Here is an 18,851-nt window from a genome sequence, read left to right on the forward strand (position 1 = left end):
CGTCATACGGTGGGACGCGACACCTGCACTCAAGGAGAGAACCCAAAGTGGCCGAGCTGTTCTACGACGCCGACGCCGACCTGTCCATCATCCAGGGCCGCAAGGTCGCGGTCATCGGGTACGGCTCCCAGGGCCACGCCCACGCCCTGTCGCTGCGCGACTCCGGCGTCGACGTGCGGGTCGGCCTGCACGAGGGCTCCAGGTCCAAGGCCAAGGCCGAGGAGCAGGGCCTGCGCGTGGTGACGCCCGCCGAGGCCGCCGCCGAGGCCGACGTCATCATGATCCTCATCCCGGACCCGATCCAGGCCCAGGTCTACGAGGAGTCCATCGCGCCGCACCTCAACGACGGCGACGCGCTGTTCTTCGCGCACGGCTTCAACATCCGGTTCGGCTTCATCAAGCCCCCGGCCGGCGTGGACGTCGCCCTGGTCGCCCCGAAGGGCCCCGGTCACCTGGTCCGCCGCCAGTACGAGGAGGGCCGCGGCGTCCCGGCGATCGCCGCCGTCGAGCAGGACGCCACCGGCGGCGCCTTCCCGCTCGCCCTGTCGTACGCCAAGGCCATCGGCGGCACCCGGGCCGGTGTCATCAAGACGACCTTCACCGAGGAGACCGAGACCGACCTCTTCGGTGAGCAGGCCGTGCTGTGCGGCGGCACCTCCGCCCTGGTCAAGGCCGGTTTCGAGACCCTCGTCGAGGCGGGCTACCAGCCGGAGATCGCCTACTTCGAGTGCCTGCACGAGCTGAAGCTGATCGTCGACCTCATGTACGAGGGCGGCCTGGAGAAGATGCGCTGGTCCGTCTCCGAGACCGCCGAGTGGGGCGACTACGTCACCGGCCCGCGCGTCATCACCGACGCCACCAAGGCCGAGATGAAGCAGGTCCTCGCGGAGATCCAGGACGGCACCTTCGCCCGCAACTGGATGGACGAGTACCACGGCGGCCTGAAGAAGTACAACGAGTACAAGAACCAGGACTCCGAGCACCTGCTGGAGACCACCGGCAAGCAGCTGCGCAAGCTGATGAGCTGGGTCGACGAGGAGGCCTGAGCCTCAGGACGACGGGCCGGAGCCAGGCGCTCCGGCCCCGTCGTCCAGCCCGTCCGGCCACGGACGGGTGATCCTTCCGCAGAGGCGGAGTGCGTGCCACGCGCCGCCACTAGACTGCTGCACAACATACGCGTCAGGCCCACAGCGTCGTGCGTCTTCCACGCGGCCAAGCGACCCCGGGGGATACCCGCGGAGCCGCTTCCCCCCTCCTCCGCCTGCGGCCGTCGGGACGGCCGTCCGCACGCATTGGACTTGTGAGGACTCACGTGAGCTCGAAACCTGTCGTACTCATCGCTGAAGAGCTGTCGCCCGCGACCGTGGACGCGCTTGGTCCGGACTTCGAGATCCGCCACTGCAACGGCGCCGACCGCGCCGAGTTGCTCCCGGCCATCGCCGAGGTCGACGCGATCCTGATCCGCTCGGCCACCAAGGTCGACGCGGAGGCGATCGCCGCCGCGAAGAAGCTCAAGGTCGTCGCGCGAGCCGGCGTCGGCCTGGACAACGTGGACGTGTCCGCCGCCACGAAGGCCGGCGTGATGGTCGTCAACGCCCCGACCTCCAACATCGTGACCGCCGCCGAGCTCGCCTGCGGTCTGATCCTCGCCACCGCCCGCAACATCCCGCAGGCCAACGCCGCGCTGAAGAACGGCGAGTGGAAGCGCAGCAAGTACACGGGCGTGGAGCTCGCCGAGAAGACCCTCGGCGTGGTCGGCCTCGGCCGCATCGGGGCACTGGTCGCCCAGCGGATGTCCGCGTTCGGCATGAAGGTCGTCGCCTACGACCCCTACGTCCAGCCCGCGCGCGCCGCGCAGATGGGCGTCAAGGTGCTCTCCCTCGACGAGCTCCTCGAGGTCTCCGACTTCATCACCGTGCACCTGCCCAAGACGCCCGAGACGCTCGGTCTGATCGGCGACGAGGCGCTGCGCAAGGTCAAGCCCGGGGTCCGCGTCGTCAACGCCGCCCGCGGCGGCATCGTCGACGAGCAGGCGCTGTACGCCGCCCTCAAGGAGGGCCGGGTCGCCGGCGCCGGCCTCGACGTGTACGCGAAGGAGCCCTGCACCGACTCGCCGCTGTTCGAGTTCGACCAGGTCGTGGCCACCCCGCACCTCGGCGCCTCCACCGACGAGGCCCAGGAGAAGGCGGGCATCGCCGTCGCCCGCTCGGTGCGCCTCGCGCTCGCCGGCGAGCTGGTGCCGGACGCGGTCAACGTGCAGGGCGGGGTCATCGCCGAGGACGTCAAGCCGGGCCTGCCGCTCGCCGAGCGCCTCGGCCGCATCTTCACCGCGCTGGCGGGCGAGGTCGCGGTCCGCCTCGACGTCGAGGTGTACGGCGAGATCACCCAGCACGACGTGAAGGTGCTGGAGCTGTCCGCGCTCAAGGGCGTCTTCGAGGACGTCGTCGACGAGACCGTCTCCTACGTCAACGCCCCGCTGTTCGCGCAGGAGCGCGGCGTGGAGGTCCGCCTGACGACCAGCTCGGAGTCCCCCGACCACCGCAACGTCGTCACCGTGCGCGGCACCCTCGGCACCGGCGAGGAGGTCTCGGTCTCGGGCACGCTGGCCGGCCCGAAGCACCTCCAGAAGATCGTCGCCGTCGGCGAGTACGACGTGGACCTCGCCCTCGCCGACCACATGGTCGTCCTGCGCTACGAGGACCGGCCGGGCGTCGTCGGCACCGTCGGCCGCATCCTCGGCGAGGCGGGCATCAACATCGCCGGCATGCAGGTCGCCCGCGCGGCGGTCGGCGGTGAGGCGCTGGCCGTGCTGACCGTGGACGACACGGTCCCGGTCGCGGTGCTGGCCGAGGTGTCCGAGGAGATCGGCGCGACGTCGGCCCGTTCGGTGAACCTGGCCTGAGCGCCGGGCCCGGGACCCCGCGACACACACCTGAACGCCGGCCGGTCCGGGAACCCCTCCCGGACCGGCCGGCGTCCGGCCGTTCCGGGAGCGGGCCCGAGGGCCGGGCCGGACGCCGGGCGCGGCGGGGCAGGGCCAGGGCCGCGCCGTGCCCCGCCGCGACGGGGCGCGGCGGACCGCCGCGGACACTCCACCGGTACGCGCCCCGCCGCCCCGCCGCCCCGCCGCCGTGCCCCGCCGCCCCGCCGCCGTGCCCCGCCGCGCCCCGCCGCCGTGCCCCGCCGACACGCGCCGCACCCGACGCGTCCCCCCGTTGCGCGCCGTTCCTGGCGGGTCTCTGCGGCGGGCGTCGTCTCCGGGGTGTCCCTGCCCGCTGCGCGCCGTGTGCGACGTGTCCCTGCCCGTTGCGCCCGTTGCGCGCCGTACCTGGTGGGTCCCTGCGGCGGGCGCCGCACCCGACGCCTCCCCCCGCTGCGCGCTACGCGAGTGCCCGCTTCCCGCTACAACCGCGCCCCCTTGAGCACCATGTGCAACAGCAGCCGGTCCTCCCCGTCGTCCAGGTCCAGGCCCGTGAGCTGCTCGACCCGGGACAGCCGGTAGTACAGGGTCTGCCGGTGGATGCCCAGCGCCGCGGCGGTGCGGGCGGCCTGCCCGGAGTTGTCCAGGAAGGTCTCGGCGGTCCGGGCCAGCTCCCGGTGCGCGCCCGAGAGCAGCGGCGCCACCGCGGGGTCGCGGGCGGAGTCGGCGGGCAGCGCGGTCAGCAGCCGGTAGGGCCCGATGGCGGACCACTCGGCGACCGGCCCGAGGCGGGGCTCCGCCAGGACCGCGCGCGCCGCCGCGGACGCCTCCAGCCAGGCCGCCGCCAGACCCGACAGGGCACCGCGCGGCTCACCCAGCCCCGCCGCCGCGCCGGACCCCTCCGGCAGCAGCCGCGCGGCCGCCGCCAGTGCCGGCGCGTGGACGTCCGTGGAGCGCAGCCGCACCAGCACGGCCAGGCAGTGCGCGGCCGGGCCCCACGGCAGGGTGCACCGCGCCGTCGCATGCGGTACGGCGCGGGCGGACGGCGCGTCGTCCGGGTCGGCGGACGGCCACGGCGCCACGCAGAGCACCGTGTGCGGGCCCTCGCCGCGCGGTCCCAGCGCGGTCCGCAGGGCCGCCACCGCCATGTCCTGCTGCCAGCCCCGTTCCGCGGTGAGCACCGCCCGGAACTCCCGGGTCAGGTCCGCCCCGTGCTGCGCCTCGTCGGCGAGCAGCGCCCCGATCCGGGCGGTCACCTGCATGGCCGCGGCCAGCTGGGCGTCGGTGGGGCCCGGATCGGTGTCCAGCAGCCACACATAGCCCAGCACCACGCCCCGGTGGCGCACCGGCAGGCAGGTGCGGCCCCGGTGCACCCCCGCCTCCGGGGTCGGCGGGATGCGCACCGGCCCGGACGCCCGCGTGATGCCGAACCCCTCGAACCACTCCCGCACCGCCGCCGTGGAGCGCCGGGTCAGGATCGAACGGGTGCGCACCGGGTCCAGGGCCGACGGGTCGAGGTCGTCCTCGCTGTCGTAGGCCCCGAACGCGATCAGCTCGAAGTCCCGGTTCTCCAGTGTCGCGGGGGCGCCCAGCAGCTCGGAGATCTCGTCGACGAGCTCCTGGTAGTCACCCGTGCTCTTGAACGGTGCGGCATCCGGTGTCATCCGGGCATTCTGCCCCATGCCCGAGCCCGTTTCATACATCTGTCTGAGATCTGCGGCACGGATGCGTGACAGCTGTCGATAGCCCACGATCGGAGGGATCCTTAGGTTTCACGGTGGTTCTCCGTGCCGTACCCGAGTCGTCGGACGACGGCCTGTTTCACCTGTTTCTGTGGAGGTGCCCCGTGCTGGGTCCCGTGATTCTCGCCGCGTCGCGCAGCGACCGGATGCGACGCCTGATCTCGGCGGCCCCGGTCACCAAGCAGGTGGTGGACCGGTTCATCCCCGGCGAGACCGTCGACGACATCGTCCCGATCGTCGAGGGCCTCACGGCCAGGGGCCTCGAACTGACCATGGACGTGGTCGGCGAGGACATCACCACCCCGGAGCAGGCCGCCGCCGCCCGGGACGCCTACCTGGGGCTCATCGAGCGCCTGAAGGGCCTGGAGCTCGGCGAGCGCGTCGAGATGTCCGTGAAACTGTCGATGTTCGGCCAGGCGCTGCCCGGCGGACACGAGCTGGCGCTCGGCAACGTCCGGCCCGTCGTCGAGGCGGCCGCCGCCATCGGCACGACCGTCACCCTGGACGCCGAGGACCACACCACCCTGGACTCGATGTTCGCCATCCACGACGCGCTGCGCGAGGACTTCCCGCAGACCGGATGCGTCATCCAGGCCTACCTCTTCCGCACCGAGGCCGACGCCCGCCGCCTCGCCGCGAACGGCAGCCGCGTCCGCCTGGTCAAGGGCGCCTACAAGGAACCCGCCGAGGTCGCGTACCAGAGCCGGCACGAGATCGACAAGGCGTACGTACGCGTCCTGCGGATCCTGATGGAGGGCGAGGGCTACCCGATGGTCGGGTCCCACGACCCGCGCCTGATCTCCATCAGCCAGGAACTCGCACGCAAGGCCGGGCGGAAGCTCGACGAGTACGAGTTCCAGATGCTCTACGGCATCCGCGGCGACGAACACCTCCGCCTGGCCGCCGAGGGCCACCGCATGCGCGTCTACACGGCCTACGGCACCGACTGGTACGGCTACTTCATGCGCCGCCTCGCCGAGAAGCCGGCGAACCTGCGGTTCTTCCTCCGGTCTATGGTCAGCAAGGGCTGAGCCCGAACACCCGCTCACGTACAAGGAGTTACGGATCTCATGGACGCTGTGACCCAGGTCCCCACCCCCGTCAACGAGCCGGTGCACGGCTATGCGCCCGGCTCTCCCGAGCGCGCGCGCCTGGAGACCAAGCTCAAGGAGCTGGCCGACACCCCGATCGACCTGCCCTGCACCATCGGCGGTGAGCAGCGGATGGGCGGCGGCGAGGCCTTCCAGGTCGTCCAGCCGCACAACCACAAGGCCGTGCTCGGCACGTACCGCAACGCCACCCGGCAGGACGCGCAGGACGCCGTCGACGCCGCCCTCGCGGCCGCCCCGGCCTGGCGCGCGATGTCCTTCGACGACCGCGCCGCGATCATCCTGCGCGCGGCCGAGCTGCTGGCCGGCCCCTGGCGCGAGACGCTGGCCGCCTCGACCATGCTCGGCCAGTCCAAGACCGCCCAGCAGGCCGAGATCGACACCCCCTGCGAGCTCATCGACTTCTGGCGCTTCAACGTGGCCTACGCCCGCCAGATCCTCGCCGAGCAGCCCCCGGCGAACTCCCCGGGCGTGTGGAACCGCCTGGACCACCGTCCGCTGGAGGGCTTCGTCTACGCGATCACGCCGTTCAACTTCACGGCCATCGCGGGCAACCTGCCCACCGCGCCGGCCCTGATGGGCAACGTGGTCGTCTGGAAGCCGTCCCCGACCCAGACCCACGCCGCCGTGCTGCTGATGCGGCTGCTGGAGGAGGCGGGCCTGCCCAAGGGCGTCATCAACCTGGTCACCGGCGACGGCGTCGCCGTCTCCGAGGTCGCCCTCAACCACCGCGACCTGGCCGGCATCCACTTCACCGGCTCCACCCGGACCTTCCAGTACCTGTGGAAGACGGTCGGCGCCAACATCGAGAAGTACCGCTCCTACCCGCGCCTGGTCGGCGAGACCGGCGGCAAGGACTTCGTCGTCGCCCACCCCTCGGCCGACCGCGCGATCCTCAAGACCGCCCTGACCCGCGGCGCCTTCGAGTACCAGGGCCAGAAGTGCTCGGCCACCTCCCGCGCGTACATCCCCGCGTCGATCTGGAACGACGGCTTCAGGGAGGAGTTCGCCGCCGAGGTCGACTACCTCACCATGGGCGACGTCACCGACCTGTCGAACTTCATCGGCGCCGTCATCGACGAGCGTGCCTTCGCCAAGAACAAGGCCGCCATCGACCGCGCCGAGTCCGACCCGGCGTGCACGGTCGTCGCGGGCGGCTCCTACGACGACTCGGTCGGCTACTTCGTCCGTCCGACCGTCATCGAGTGCACCGACCCGGAGAACGAGGTGTTCACCACCGAGTACTTCGGTCCGATCCTCGCCGTGCACGTCTACGAGGACGACAAGTACGACGAGATGCTGACCCAGATGGAGTCGGTGTCGGACTACGCCCTGACCGGCTCGGTCGTCTCCGGCGACCGTGCCGCGGCCGCGTACACGATGGAGAAGCTGCGCTACGCCGCGGGCAACTTCTACATCAACGACAAGTCGACCGGTGCCGTCGTCGGCCAGCAGCCCTTCGGCGGCGGCCGCGCCTCCGGCACCAACGACAAGGCCGGCGCCCCGCAGAACCTGATGCGCTGGACCCTGACCCGCGCCATCAAGGAGACGCTGGTCCCGCCGACCGACTACGCCTACCCGCACATGGGCTGACCCCCACCCGCGCGGCACCCGCAGGGCGTGCCCGCCCCCTCACCCCGCCCCCGCTCCGGATCCCCCCTCCGGACCGGGGGCGGCGTCACACCCGGCCCCGCACCCCGGCCGGCCCGGCCCGCCCTCAGCCCGGCATCTCGGTGCGCTCCCACCACTCGTAGACGGGCAGCCGGCCCCGCGGCGTGGCGGCGCTGCGTGTGGTCGGCCGGAAGTGCTCGTACCCGCCCCGCAGCTCGACCTTCACATCGGGCCCCGGCTGCGGAACGGGCACCACCCGTTCGGGCAGATCGTCCGGGCCGCCCTCGAGAAACACCATCTCCGTGTCGTCCATGCCCTTCACCGTTCCCCTCCCGGTCTCCCGGTGCCCGGCCCCGACCGGAGGATCAGCCGTGTGGGCGATGCGCGCACCGGCCCCCGGGCGGGGCCGGCCGCGCCGGGCCCGGCCCGGCGGCCTCGGACCGGCCTCGGACCGGCCTCGGACCGGCCTCGGACCGGCCTCGGACCGGCTGCGGAGAGGCTGCGCCGGGGCGGCGGTCCGCCGGGACGTGCGGCGCGCCGGGCCGGGCGGCCGGGGCCCGCCGTCTCAGATAGTAGGAAGTCCGAGTAATTGTGGAGACAGAAGCGAGGTCCTCCCGTAGCTTTGTAGAAGCCGAACGTCGCGCCGGATCAGGCGCATGACGGTCGTGAGCCGGGCCCCGTGCAGGCAACCCCTGCGGCCCCTCCTCCCCACTCCGCGCCGGGACGCCTTCCGCACCCCTCGGCAGCGGGGGAGTCCCGCTCTTCTCACCACCCCCCTCGTGTGCACTCCGGATTTCCCGAAGGAGTCGATCTGCCATGGCCGAGCCGACCGTCCGCCGCCGCGTCCGCCACACGTCCCGCACCAGCGAGACCGACCGCAAGCAGGCCGCCGCGGCTCTCCAGCGCGCCCTCGACCGCCGCGACAACGGCGGCGCCACCGGCCACTGAGGCCGGTCTCCCGGCAGCCCCTCCGGTCGCTGGGGCACCGCGCCACCCCCGCGCCCGCCCGGCGCGCGGCGGGCGGCAGGAGGGCATGCCGGGCCCGGCGGGCCGTCAGCGCCCGCGCCGCACCTCGAAGTGGTCGATCCGCCGGCCCGTGTGCGTCCGCGCCGACACCTTCAACCGCGGCGCCGGACCGCTCACCGCCTCCACGGAGAGGTAGGAGAAGCCCTGGTAGCGCACCCGGGACCAGTCCACCGTCTCCGCCCTGGGCTGCCTCGACCGGGTCCAGCTGTACGTCTCGACGGACTCGGCGTCGCGCACGTGGCCCTCGTAGCTGTCCTGCGCGCCTGCCGCGAAGCCGTACGTGGCGCGGCCGCCCCCGCCGGCGGTGACGTACACCGTGCCGTCCCGGGCCGGGTCCGTGGACCCGCCGACCGGCACCCGGCGGCCGACCGCGCCGTCCTTGACGGCGTCGGTGCGCTCGTAGACGTGGTTGTGCCCGTTGATCACCAGGTCGACCCGGGCCTGCGCGAACAGCGGCAGCCACGCCGCCCGCACCCCGCCGTCGGAGGCGTGCGCCGAGGTGGAGTAGGCGCAGTGGTGGAAGTAGACCACCACGAAGTCGATGCCGTCCGCCGCCCGCAGCGTCCGCAGGGTGCGCGCCAGCCAGGCCGTCTGCCGGCCCTCCGTGTAACCGAAGTTGGCGGGGATCTCGTAGGACACGTCGTTGGCGTCCAGCGCCACCACGCCCACATTGCCGTAGGTGAACGCGTACACGCCGGGCGCCCCGCGCGGGTCGAAGCCGCTGTCGGGCAGCGAGAAGCGGGCGAGCTGGCCGCCGTAGCCGTCGGGGGAGTACCAGGCCTCCATGTCGTGGTTGCCGGTCGTCACCATCCAGGGCACCGACCGGGCGACCGGCTCGTTCTGCCGGAAGAACCGGTCCCAGAACGCGGCGTCGTAGCCGTCCGCCATCGAGCCGCGGCCGTTGACGTCCGCGTAGCAGATGTCACCGGCGTGCAGGTGGAAGGCGGGCCGCTCGCGCAGCAGCCGGCGGGAGACGGCGGCGGCCGCGTCTCCCACCCCCTGGTCGCCGAAGGCGGTGAAGACGAACGAGGCGGCGCGCACGGGGGCGGTCCGGAAGGAGGCGACCTCACCGGCCCGGCCCGGCTCGGCCGGGTCCCGGCCCTCGTGCCCCACCCCGTAGTAGTACGTCGTGTCCGGCAGCAGCCCGTCCAGCGCGGCGTGCACGTAGTACTGCTCCAGCTCCGGCCGTACGCCCTCCACGCCCGGCGTGTGCAGCGGGCGCAACTCGGCCCCGATCCGCTGCCCGAGCGCGTCGGGGCGGGCGCCGAGCCGCAGGTACGGGTTCTTCACCGCGACGGGTACCTGCCACGAGACCCGCATCCGGGTGCGAGGGTCCGCGCCGAACGACAGATGCCGGCCGAACGGGACCACGGCCGCGCCGGGGGCCGCCGAGGTGGCCGCCGCCGGACGCAGCGAGCCGGCCGCCGGCCGGCCGGTGCGGTGCGGTGCGGCCGTGCACCCGGCGAGCAGCCCGCTCGCCACCGCCCCCGCGGTCACCAGGGTGCGGCGCCTCGACAGGCGGGCGCGCAGGTACTCGTGCTGCTCCGCCATGCTCATCCGCGCGGCCAGCGGTTCGGGTATGCCGAAGTCGGGCACCGACGGCTCGTCGGACCTCTCCGTGGAAGATGCGGCCATGTCCGAGAAGTTCCCAGCGATGTGCGACAGCGCGCCCACATCGGGGTGAACTCGGCTCGACGGGATGAGGCCGGGCGGCGTACGGCGCCGTCCGCGCCGACCGGAGACGGTGCCGGCGGCGACGGCGGACCGCGGTCCCGGGTGCCGTCCGCCCGGCCGCCGGCCGGCTGTCCATATCGCGGACGGTCCGTGTCATTGCATGGGACGAGGGGTAGATTGCCGCCATGTCTCGCAGCATCGATCTCGCAGTGATCCCCGGTGACGGCATCGGCCAGGAGGTGGTGGCCGAAGGCCTGAAGGTCCTCGCCGCCGTCCTCCCGGAGGACGTGAAGCTGGAGACGAAGGAGTACGACTTCGGCGCCCGGCGCTACCACGCCACCGGTGAGACGCTCACCGACGCCGACCTCGACGCCCTCAAGCAGCACGACGCGATCCTGCTCGGGGCGATCGGCGACCCGTCGGTGCCGTCCGGCGTCCTGGAGCGCGGCTTCCTGCTCAAGCTGCGCTTCGCCTTCGACCACCACGTCAACCTGCGGCCGTCCCGGCTGCTGCCCGGTGTCGCCACCCCGCTCGCCGGCCAGCCGGAGATCGACTTCGTCGTCGTCCGCGAGGGCACCGAGGGCCCGTACACCGGCAACGGCGGCACCATCCGCAAGGGCACCGAGCACGAGGTGGCCACCGAGGTGTCGGTGAACACCGCCTTCGGTGTGGAACGTGTGGTGCGCGACGCGTTCGCCCGGGCCCAGGCCCGCCCCCGCAAGAAGCTGGCGCTGATCCACAAGAACAACGTGCTGACCTTCGCCGGCCACCTGTGGACGGACGTGTTCAACCGGGTCGCCGCGGAGTTCCCCGAGGTCACCACCGAGTACATGCACGTCGACGCGGCGACCATCTACCTGGTCACGCAGCCGGAGCGGTTCGACGTCATCGTCACCGACAACCTCTTCGGCGACATCGTCACCGACCTCGCGGCGGCCGTCTCCGGCGGCATCGGCGTGGCCGCCTCCGGGAACATCAACCCCTCCGGCGCGTTCCCGTCCATGTTCGAGCCGGTCCACGGCTCCGCCCCGGACATCGCCGGCCAGGGCAAGGCCGACCCCACCGCCACGGTGCTCTCCGTCGCCCTCCTGCTGCGCCACCTCGGCCTCGACGCCGAGGCGGGCCGCATCGAGGAGGCCGTCGCCGCCGACCTGGCCGGCCGCGTCGGCGAGCCGGCCCGCAGCACCGCGGAGATCGGCGACGCGCTCGCCGCGCGAGTAGCCGGCTGACGCGGGACCCGACCACTCCTCGAAGCCGCCGGGTCGCATCCGCACCCGGCGGCTTTCGCATGTCCCCGCCGGGTGCCACCATCAACCCTGGGCCGCACGTACGCCGTTTTCCTCCCCGAGGCCCCACGCGCGATAATCGAACGCGGGGCCGCGGAATGAGGTGAAGCTCGGACGTCCTAGTACCGACCGGAAACGGGGGTACGAGCGTGAGTGCGGCCCGTCACTACAACCGGTGAAGGACAACCACTCATGACGACGCCCACGATCGAGCTGAAGCCCTCGGCCCATCCGCTGTCCACCGCGGAGCGCGAGGCGATCCTGGCCAACCCCGGGTTCGGCCGCCACTTCACCGACCACATGGTGACGATCAAGTGGACCGAAGGCCGCGGCTGGCACGACGGGCAGCTCGTGCCGTACGCGCCGATCTCCCTCGACCCGGCCACCACCGTGCTGCACTACGCGCAGGAGATCTTCGAGGGGCTCAAGGCCTACCGCCGCCCCGACGGGTCCGTCGCCACCTTCCGCCCCGAGAAGAACGCGCAGCGGTTCCGGTCCTCCGCCCGCCGCCTCGGCATGCCCGAGCTGCCGGTGGAGACCTTCATCGAGGCCTGTGACGCCCTCGTCCGCCAGGACCGGGCCTGGGTGCCCGCGCACGGCGGGGAGGAGTCCCTCTATCTGCGCCCCTTCATGATCGCGACCGAGGTCGGGCTGGGCGTCAAGCCCGCCAACGAGTACCTCTTCCTGGTCATCGCCTCCCCGGCGGGCGCGTACTTCCCCGGCGGCGTCAAGCCCGTCTCGATCTGGGTCTCCCAGGACCGCGTGCGCGCCGTCCCGGGCGGCATGGGCGACGCCAAGACCGGCGGCAACTACGCGGCGTCCCTGCTCGCGCAGGCCGAGGCCGCGGCCAAGGGCTGCGACCAGGTCTGCTACCTCGACGCGGTCGAGCACACGTGGGTCGAGGAACTCGGCGGCATGAACCTGTACTTCGTCTACGGCGACCGGATCGTGACGCCCTCGCTGACCGGTTCCATCCTGGAGGGCGTCACCCGCGACTCCCTGCTCACCGTCGCCCGCGACCTCGGCTACGAGGCGGAGGAGGGCCGGGTGTCCCTGGAGCAGTGGCGGACCGACAGCGAGAACGGGAGCCTCACCGAGGTGTTCGCCTGCGGCACCGCCGCCGTGATCACGCCGGTCGGCACGGTGAAGACCGAGGGTGCGCAGTGGCTGCAGAGCGGGGGTGAGCCGGGGGAGGTGACCCTGCGGCTGCGCCGGGCTCTGCTGGACATCCAGCGCGGCACGGCCGAGGACCGGCACGGCTGGATGCACCCGCTGGGCTGAGGACCCACGGGACGCCGGCCGGCGGCATCCCGCGGGCGGGGCCCTGCGCGGTGAGCCCCGCCCCGGTGGGCCTGCCCTCCGGCGGTCCCGCGTGCCCTCGGGTGCTCCCTGCGCCCCGGGCGTGGTCGGGCCCGTGGTGCGGCCCGGGGCGCCGTGGGCCCGGCCGTGCGGGTGTGTCCTGGCCTGTCGCGCGGTGCCCCGCGCCCCCGGCGTTCAGACGACGGCCTCGTCCTCCAGCGCGGCGCGGACCGCGGCCACTGCGGGGGGTGCCGTCCGGGGGCGCCGGGCCGACAGGGCGTAGGCCAGGCCTCCCACCAGGCCGGACAGGAGGAAGCTGCAGTCCACCCCGCCGGTCAGGGCGAGGAGAGGGCCCTCGTACGACGGGAGGGACACGGCCAGCACACCGGTGACGGCGCCCAGCGCCCAGGACGCCGTGGCGGCGATGTTCCAGCCGCCCCGGTACCAGTAGAGCCCGCCCCGCGCCCGGCGGTTGAAGACCTGGAGGGCGTCCGCGTCGTAGACGCCGCCGCAGCGCACGAAGCCGATGAGGGTGATGACGGCCCACGGGGTGCCGATGGCGGTGAGCAGCAGCACGAAGGACGTCATCGCCGACTGGGCGGCCCAGGCGAAGTGTCCGGCGAAGACGCAGAGCGTGGCCACGACGGCGACCGCGCAGGTGGCGCGGGCGCGGGACAGCCGGGGCAGGATGGCGTCGAGGTCGAGGCCCATCGAGTAGAGCATGAGTCCGGCGTTGCCGACCGAGCCGGCGGTGGCGGCGAGCAGCAGCGGCAGCAGGTACCAGCCGGGCGCGGCGTCGGCGAGCGGCCCGGCGTAGTCGAGTGCGGCGCGGGCGGCGTACGAGGTGAAGGTGCCGAACAGCTGCGGCACCAGCAGGCCGAGGACGAGGCCGAGCCAGGTGGCGCGCAGGACGGTGCGCGAGGAGTGGCGGGCGGGGGAGATGTAGCGGGTGTAGTCGCCGAGCAGGGTGATGAAGGCGACCGGCCCGGACAGGCCGGCGGCGACCGCGGCCAGCAGCCAGGTCGGCCAGAACCCGCCGAGGAGGTAGCCGCCGGTCCCGGGCAGCGCGCTCGTGGTGAAGTCCGGGGCGTAGGCGATGACACCCAGGACCAGCAGGGCCGTCATGCCGACCGCGAGGATGCGGGACATGGCGAGCAGCACCCGGTAGCCGTAGACCGCGCCGGCGACGGTCGCCGCGGCCAGCAGCCCGTAGACCAGGGCGTGGGCGGCGTCCCCCTGGGGCAGGCCGGTCATCCGGCCCAGGACGCCGAGCGTCACGTCGCCGCCGATCCAGACCGTCAGCGCGGTGTAGCCGAGGGCGAGCAGCAGGCCGACGACCGAGCCGACCAGTCGGCCGCGGACGCCGAACTGGGCGCCGGAGGAGGTCGACAGGTTGGTGGCGGTGCGCAGCGAGATCAGGGCGAGCGGTGCGGTGAGGGCGGTGCCGACGAGGGTTCCGGCCACGATCGAGGTGACCGACGCCCACCAGCCGAGCCCGAACGACGGCGGCAGCCAGCCGAAGACGATCACTCCGAGGCAGAGGTTCGATCCGAGGAGGATCGAGACGAGGTCGCGCGGACCACTGGTGCGCTCCTCGTCGGGGATGGTGTCGACTCCGCGCTGTTCCACCGGCATGGCTGGTCTCCCTTGAGCCTTGATCAGTCACCAACAACAGTTTGAGTGCCGTTCAATGTGACGTTCGCGCAGCCGACCCGTCAATGCTTCCGGCGTGGGAATCTCATGTTTAGAGTGATGCTCTAATTGATGAACCACAAGGAGGCGCCCACGTCATGAGACCGCCCCGCACGGAACGTGACCGGCCGCCGCGCTGCGCAGCCGTGGGGGCGCCGCGCCCCGCACCGCCGGGCGGCACCGCCTCCCCCGACCGCCCCCGACGTCCCGAGGACCGCTGATGACGTACCGCATGCCCCCCGAGTGGGCCCCGCACGAGCGCACCTGGATGGCCTGGCCGGGCCCCAACGAGACCTTCACCGACGACGCCGGACTGGCCGAGGCCCGCACCGCCTGGGCCCGCGTGGCCCGCGCGGTGCGCCGCTTCGAGCCGGTGACGGTCGTGCACGGTCCCGGCCAGGGTGCCACCGCCCGCGAGCTGCTCGGCCCGGACGTCGACCTGGCCGAGCGGGAGCTGGACGACGCGTGGATGCGGGACATCGGCCCCACGTTCGTGACGGACGAGCTGGGCCGGCTCGCCGCGGTGGACTGGGTGTTCAACGGCTGGGGCGGCCAGGAGTGGGCCCGCTGGGAGCACGACTCGAAGATCGCCGGCCAGGTCGCGGACCTCGCCGGGGTGCCGGTGCTGAGCAGCCCGCTGGTCAACGAAGGGGGCGCGCTGCACGTCGACGGCGAGGGCACGGTGCTGCTCACCGACACCGTCCAGCTCGGCGCGGGCCGCAACCCCGGCTGGACCCGGGAGCAGGTGGAGGCGGAGATCCACGCCCGGCTCGGCACGAGCAAGGCGATCTGGCTGCCGCACGGCCTGGCCGGGGACTACGGCCGGTACGGCACCCAGGGCCATGTCGACATCGTCGCCGCCTTCGCCCGGCCGGGCACCGTGCTCGTGCACAGCCAGCAGGACCCGGCGCACCCGGACCACGCCCGCTCCCGGACCTACCTGGAGATCCTGCGCGGCGAGAGGGACGCCCTGGGGCGTCCCCTGGAGGTCGTCGAGGTCCCCGCACCCACCGTCCTGCGGGACGAGGAGGGAGACTGGGCCGACTACTCCTACATCAACCACTATCTCTGCAACGGCGGGGTCGTGCTCTGCGCCTTCGACGACCCCCACGACGAGGTCGCGGCGGGCATCTTCCGCCGGCTCTTCCCCGACCGGACGGTGACCCCGGTGGACGCACGTACGATCTTCGCGGGCGGGGGAGGCATCCACTGCATCACACAACAGCAGCCGAAGAGCTAGAGGGAGTCACGGATGGCCGGTGCGGCTCGCGCGCGGAGGAACGCACCGCCCCGTGAGGAGGTCCTGGCCGCCGCCATGCAGATGATCGCCGAGCGCGGTCTGGAGCAGCTGACCATGGCGGCGCTCGGCCGCGAGGTCGGCATGAGCAGCGGCCACCTCCTGTACTACTTCCGCTCCAAGGACGAACTGCTGCTGCAGACCCTGGAGTGGAGCGAGAGCAGGCTCGGCGAGGAGCGGCGCCGTCTGCTCGCCCGCGCGGCCACCGCGCGGGAGCGCCTGGACGCCTATGTCGACCTGTACGTCCCCGACGGGCACCGCGACCCGCACTGGACGCTCTGGCTGGAGGTCTGGAACCGCTCGCAGAACGCCGACGACGACGCCCGGGACCGCCAGGCCGCCATCGAAGGGGTGTGGCACCGCGACCTGGTCGCCCTGGTCGCCGAGGGCGTCTCCCGGGGCGAGTTCCGCGCCGTCGACGCCGACCGCTTCGCCGCCCGGCTGCGCGCCCTGCTGGACGGGTTCGCCGTCCATGTGGTCATCGGCCTGCGCGGCACGGACCGGGACATGATCCTGGCCCACGTCGAGGAGTACCTCGCCGACACCCTGCTCATCTGAGGAGCGCCGGGGGTTCGCATACTGAGACACCCCGGTCGACGGCGCCCGCTCTGTGCCAGACTGCCCCCGTGCTCTCGTTCGCCACGATGATTGGCAGCAGGCGCGCCGGTCCGCAGTGACCGCTCCGTACGACCAGGTACGAGCGGACACCGTCGTCCTCGACCCGCGCGCAGACCTCTCGCACCCGCGAGGGGTTTTTCGCTTTTCTGGCCCACCCGCAGCCGGGGAACGGGAGCGCGAGGGACCATGGGGACGGTGGAGCCGGTCATTCCGGTAAGACCGAAGACCCACAACAGGAGCCTTGAGACCATGACCGAGACGGAAACCAGCGAGCTCGACGACTCGTTCCACGTCTTCGACACCACCCTGCGCGACGGCGCCCAGCGGGAGGGCATCAACCTCACCGTCGCCGACAAGCTGGCCATCGCACGGCACCTGGACGAGTTCGGCGTGGGCTTCATCGAGGGCGGCTGGCCGGGCGCCAACCCGCGTGACACCGAGTTCTTCGCCCGCGCCCGGCAGGAGATCGACTTCCGGCACGCCCAGCTGGTGGCCTTCGGCGCCACTCGCCGAGCCGGCACGAAGGCCTCACAGGACCCGCAGGTCAACGCCCTGCTGGCATCGGAGGCCCCGGTCGTCACCCTCGTCGCGAAGTCCCACGACCGGCATGTGGAACTGGCCCTGCGCACCACGCTGGAGGAGAACCTGGAGATGATCCGGGACACCGTCTCCTACCTGCGCTCGCGGGGCCGCAGGGTCTTCGTGGACTGCGAGCACTTCTTCGACGGCTACCGCGCCAACCCGCAGTACGCGAAGCGGGTGGTCCGCGCCGCGTCCGAGGCCGGCGCGGACGTCGTCGTGCTGTGCGACACCAACGGCGGGATGCTCCCCGCCCAGATCCAGGCCGTGGTGGCGACCGTGCTCGCCGACACCGGGGCGCGCCTCGGCATCCACGCCCAGGACGACACCGGCTGCGCGGTGGCCAACACCCTCGCCGCCGTCGACGCGGGCGCGACCCACGTGCAGTGCACGGCGAACGGCTACGGCGAGCGCGTCGGCAACGCCAACCTGTTCCCGGTGGTGGCCGCCCTGGAACTCAAGTACGGCAAGAAGGTCCTGCCGGAGGGCCGGCTGCGCGAGATGACGAGGATCTCCCACGCCATCGCCGAGGTCGTCAACCTCACCCCCTCCACCCACCAGCCCTACGTGGGCCTGTCCGCGTTCGCCCACAAGGCGGGCCTGCACGCCTCCGCCATCAAGGTCGACCCCGACCTGTACCAGCACATCGACCCGGAGCAGGTCGGCAACACCATGCGCATGCTGGTCTCGGACATGGCGGGCCGCGCCTCGGTCGAGCTCAAGGGCAAGGAACTGGGCGTCGACCTGGGCGACGACCGCGAACTGGTCGGCCGCGTGGTCGAGCGCGTCAAGGAACGCGAACTGCAGGGCTACACCTACGAGGCGGCCGACGCCAGCTTCGAACTCCTGCTGCGCACCGAGGTCCAGGGCAGCCCCCTGCGCTACTTCCGGGTCGAGTCCTGGCGCGCCATCGCCGAGGACCGCCCCGACGGCAGCCACGCCAACGAGGCCACGGTCAAGCTCTGGGCCAAGGGCGAGCGCATCGTGGCCACGGCAGAGGGCAACGGCCCCGTCAACGCCCTGGACCGGGCCCTGCGGGTGGCCCTGGAGAAGATCTACCCCCAGCTCGCCCGCCTCGACCTCGTCGACTACAAGGTCCGCATCCTGGAAGGCGTCCACGGCACCCAGTCCACCACCAGGGTCCTCATCTCGACGTCCGACGGCACGGGGGAGTGGTCCACGGTGGGCGTGGCGGAGAACGTCATCGCGGCGTCCTGGCAGGCCCTGGAGGACGCCTACACCTACGGCCTCCTCCGCGCAGGCGTCCGCCCTGCGGAGTAGCCGCCACCCCGGCTCCGTACGGGAGGCGCGGCGATGCCCCCGAACACGGGAAGCCACCGACGACGGACCCGGCCGGCGGCGACCACCACGGCACGAAGGGGCCGGCTGCCCGGCGGCGGGGGAGCCGCCCACGGCGGGAAGGGGACGTGCCGGGGGGTGCCCGCCCGCAGCGTCCGGCGGACACCCCGGGCCCCGCACGACGAAGGGGCCGGCTGCCCGGCGGCGGGAGCCACCAGGGCGGCGGCGGGAGCCACCGCGACACGAAGGGCCGGCTGCCCGGCGGCGGGGGAGCCGCCCACGGCGGGAAGGGGACGTGCCGGGGGGTGCCCGCCCGCAGCGTCCGGCGGACACCCCGGGCCCCGCACAGGGCACCCGTCGCGCCGGACCGAGGACGGACACCCCCCGGCGCGGCCCCGACCCAGAGCACCACGGGGGGCGCCACCGCACCCCACCGAACCCGGGCAGGCCGCCGCAGGCACCACGACCCCGGCCACAGCCGCCGCGTTCACCGCAGCCACCACGACGACGCCGGTCTCCCCGCACGACCACGGCAGCACCCACTTCTGGCCGGCACCCCCGGTGCACGCGCGGACCCGTGCCCGCGCCCCGTCCGCGGAGGAGCGGCCGGTGACGTCGAGGCCCGGGCCGGCGGCGGTGTCCACGCCGGGCCCCGGGCCGTACGAGCCCGGCGGGTCGGCCCAGGGGTCAGCAGTCCGG

At 73.1% G+C, this 18,851-nt stretch carries 14 protein-coding genes; 10 read left to right on the plus strand and 4 right to left on the minus strand.

From position 1 onward, the window contains the following. The first annotated feature begins 47 nt into the window (after positions 1-47). On the plus strand, positions 48-1,046 hold the full coding sequence (ilvC, locus tag AC5K6T_RS27500; protein ID WP_493213203.1) for a ketol-acid reductoisomerase: 999 nt from the start codon (positions 48-50) through the stop codon (positions 1,044-1,046). A gap of 266 nt (positions 1,047-1,312) precedes the next feature. Next, positions 1,313-2,902: a phosphoglycerate dehydrogenase gene (serA, locus tag AC5K6T_RS27505; RefSeq protein ID WP_493213205.1), complete on the plus strand. Its 1,590-nt coding sequence runs from the start codon at positions 1,313-1,315 to the stop codon at positions 2,900-2,902. A gap of 500 nt (positions 2,903-3,402) precedes the next feature. Here serA and AC5K6T_RS27510 read toward each other — a convergent pair whose 3' ends face one another. Further along, positions 3,403-4,602, minus strand: coding sequence for a PucR family transcriptional regulator (locus AC5K6T_RS27510; RefSeq protein ID WP_493213206.1), 1,200 nt, complete (start codon positions 4,600-4,602; stop codon positions 3,403-3,405). A 164-nt stretch (positions 4,603-4,766) separates the two neighbouring features. Here AC5K6T_RS27510 and AC5K6T_RS27515 point away from each other — a divergent pair, with 164 nt between their 5' ends. Further along, a complete protein-coding gene (locus AC5K6T_RS27515; RefSeq protein WP_493213207.1) occupies positions 4,767-5,693 on the plus strand; it encodes a proline dehydrogenase family protein in 927 nt (308 codons plus the stop codon). 39 nt (positions 5,694-5,732) lie between these two features. Beyond that, positions 5,733-7,364, plus strand: coding sequence for an L-glutamate gamma-semialdehyde dehydrogenase (gene pruA, locus AC5K6T_RS27520; RefSeq protein ID WP_493213208.1), 1,632 nt, complete (start codon positions 5,733-5,735; stop codon positions 7,362-7,364). 124 nt (positions 7,365-7,488) lie between these two features. On the opposite strand, the gene AC5K6T_RS27525 is transcribed toward pruA, so the two are convergent. Next, positions 7,489-7,695 carry a DUF5988 family protein gene (locus AC5K6T_RS27525; RefSeq protein WP_493213209.1) on the minus strand — a complete coding sequence of 69 codons (207 nt, stop codon included), beginning with the start codon at positions 7,693-7,695 and terminating at the stop codon, positions 7,489-7,491. A 503-nt stretch (positions 7,696-8,198) separates the two neighbouring features. On the opposite strand from AC5K6T_RS27525, the gene AC5K6T_RS27530 reads away from it, so the two are divergent. Beyond that, entirely contained in the window at positions 8,199-8,330 is a 132-nt protein-coding gene (locus AC5K6T_RS27530) for a hypothetical protein (protein WP_493213210.1), read from the plus strand. A 105-nt stretch (positions 8,331-8,435) separates the two neighbouring features. On the opposite strand, the gene AC5K6T_RS27535 is transcribed toward AC5K6T_RS27530, so the two are convergent. Then, on the minus strand, positions 8,436-10,043 hold the full coding sequence (locus AC5K6T_RS27535) for a purple acid phosphatase family protein (RefSeq protein ID WP_493213212.1): 1,608 nt from the start codon (positions 10,041-10,043) through the stop codon (positions 8,436-8,438). Between the two features lie 224 nt (positions 10,044-10,267). Here AC5K6T_RS27535 and AC5K6T_RS27540 point away from each other — a divergent pair, with 224 nt between their 5' ends. Beyond that, entirely contained in the window at positions 10,268-11,311 is a 1,044-nt protein-coding gene (locus tag AC5K6T_RS27540) for a 3-isopropylmalate dehydrogenase (RefSeq protein WP_493213213.1), read from the plus strand. A 249-nt stretch (positions 11,312-11,560) separates the two neighbouring features. Next, positions 11,561-12,649 carry a branched-chain amino acid aminotransferase gene (locus AC5K6T_RS27545; protein ID WP_493213214.1) on the plus strand — a complete coding sequence of 363 codons (1,089 nt, stop codon included), beginning with the start codon at positions 11,561-11,563 and terminating at the stop codon, positions 12,647-12,649. A gap of 213 nt (positions 12,650-12,862) precedes the next feature. Here the strand turns inward: AC5K6T_RS27545 and AC5K6T_RS27550 are convergent, their stop codons facing one another. Further along, positions 12,863-14,302: a cytosine permease gene (locus AC5K6T_RS27550; protein WP_493213216.1), complete on the minus strand. Its 1,440-nt coding sequence runs from the start codon at positions 14,300-14,302 to the stop codon at positions 12,863-12,865. Between the two features lie 277 nt (positions 14,303-14,579). Here AC5K6T_RS27550 and AC5K6T_RS27555 point away from each other — a divergent pair, with 277 nt between their 5' ends. The 3 genes from AC5K6T_RS27555 to cimA all read left to right on the plus strand — a co-directional run bounded on the left by AC5K6T_RS27555 (position 14,580) and on the right by cimA (position 18,134). Beyond that, entirely contained in the window at positions 14,580-15,599 is a 1,020-nt protein-coding gene (locus AC5K6T_RS27555) for an agmatine deiminase family protein (protein WP_493213217.1), read from the plus strand. Between the two features lie 12 nt (positions 15,600-15,611). After that, positions 15,612-16,214, plus strand: a complete 603-nt coding sequence (locus AC5K6T_RS27560) for a TetR/AcrR family transcriptional regulator (RefSeq protein WP_493213219.1) — start codon at positions 15,612-15,614, stop codon at positions 16,212-16,214. Between the two features lie 309 nt (positions 16,215-16,523). Continuing rightward, complete coding sequence (gene cimA / locus AC5K6T_RS27565; RefSeq protein ID WP_493213221.1) at positions 16,524-18,134, plus strand: citramalate synthase; 1,611 nt, start codon at positions 16,524-16,526, stop codon at positions 18,132-18,134. The last annotated feature ends 717 nt before the right edge of the window (positions 18,135-18,851 follow it).

The sequence above is a fragment of the Streptomyces sp. B8-7 genome, assembly GCF_058833805.1.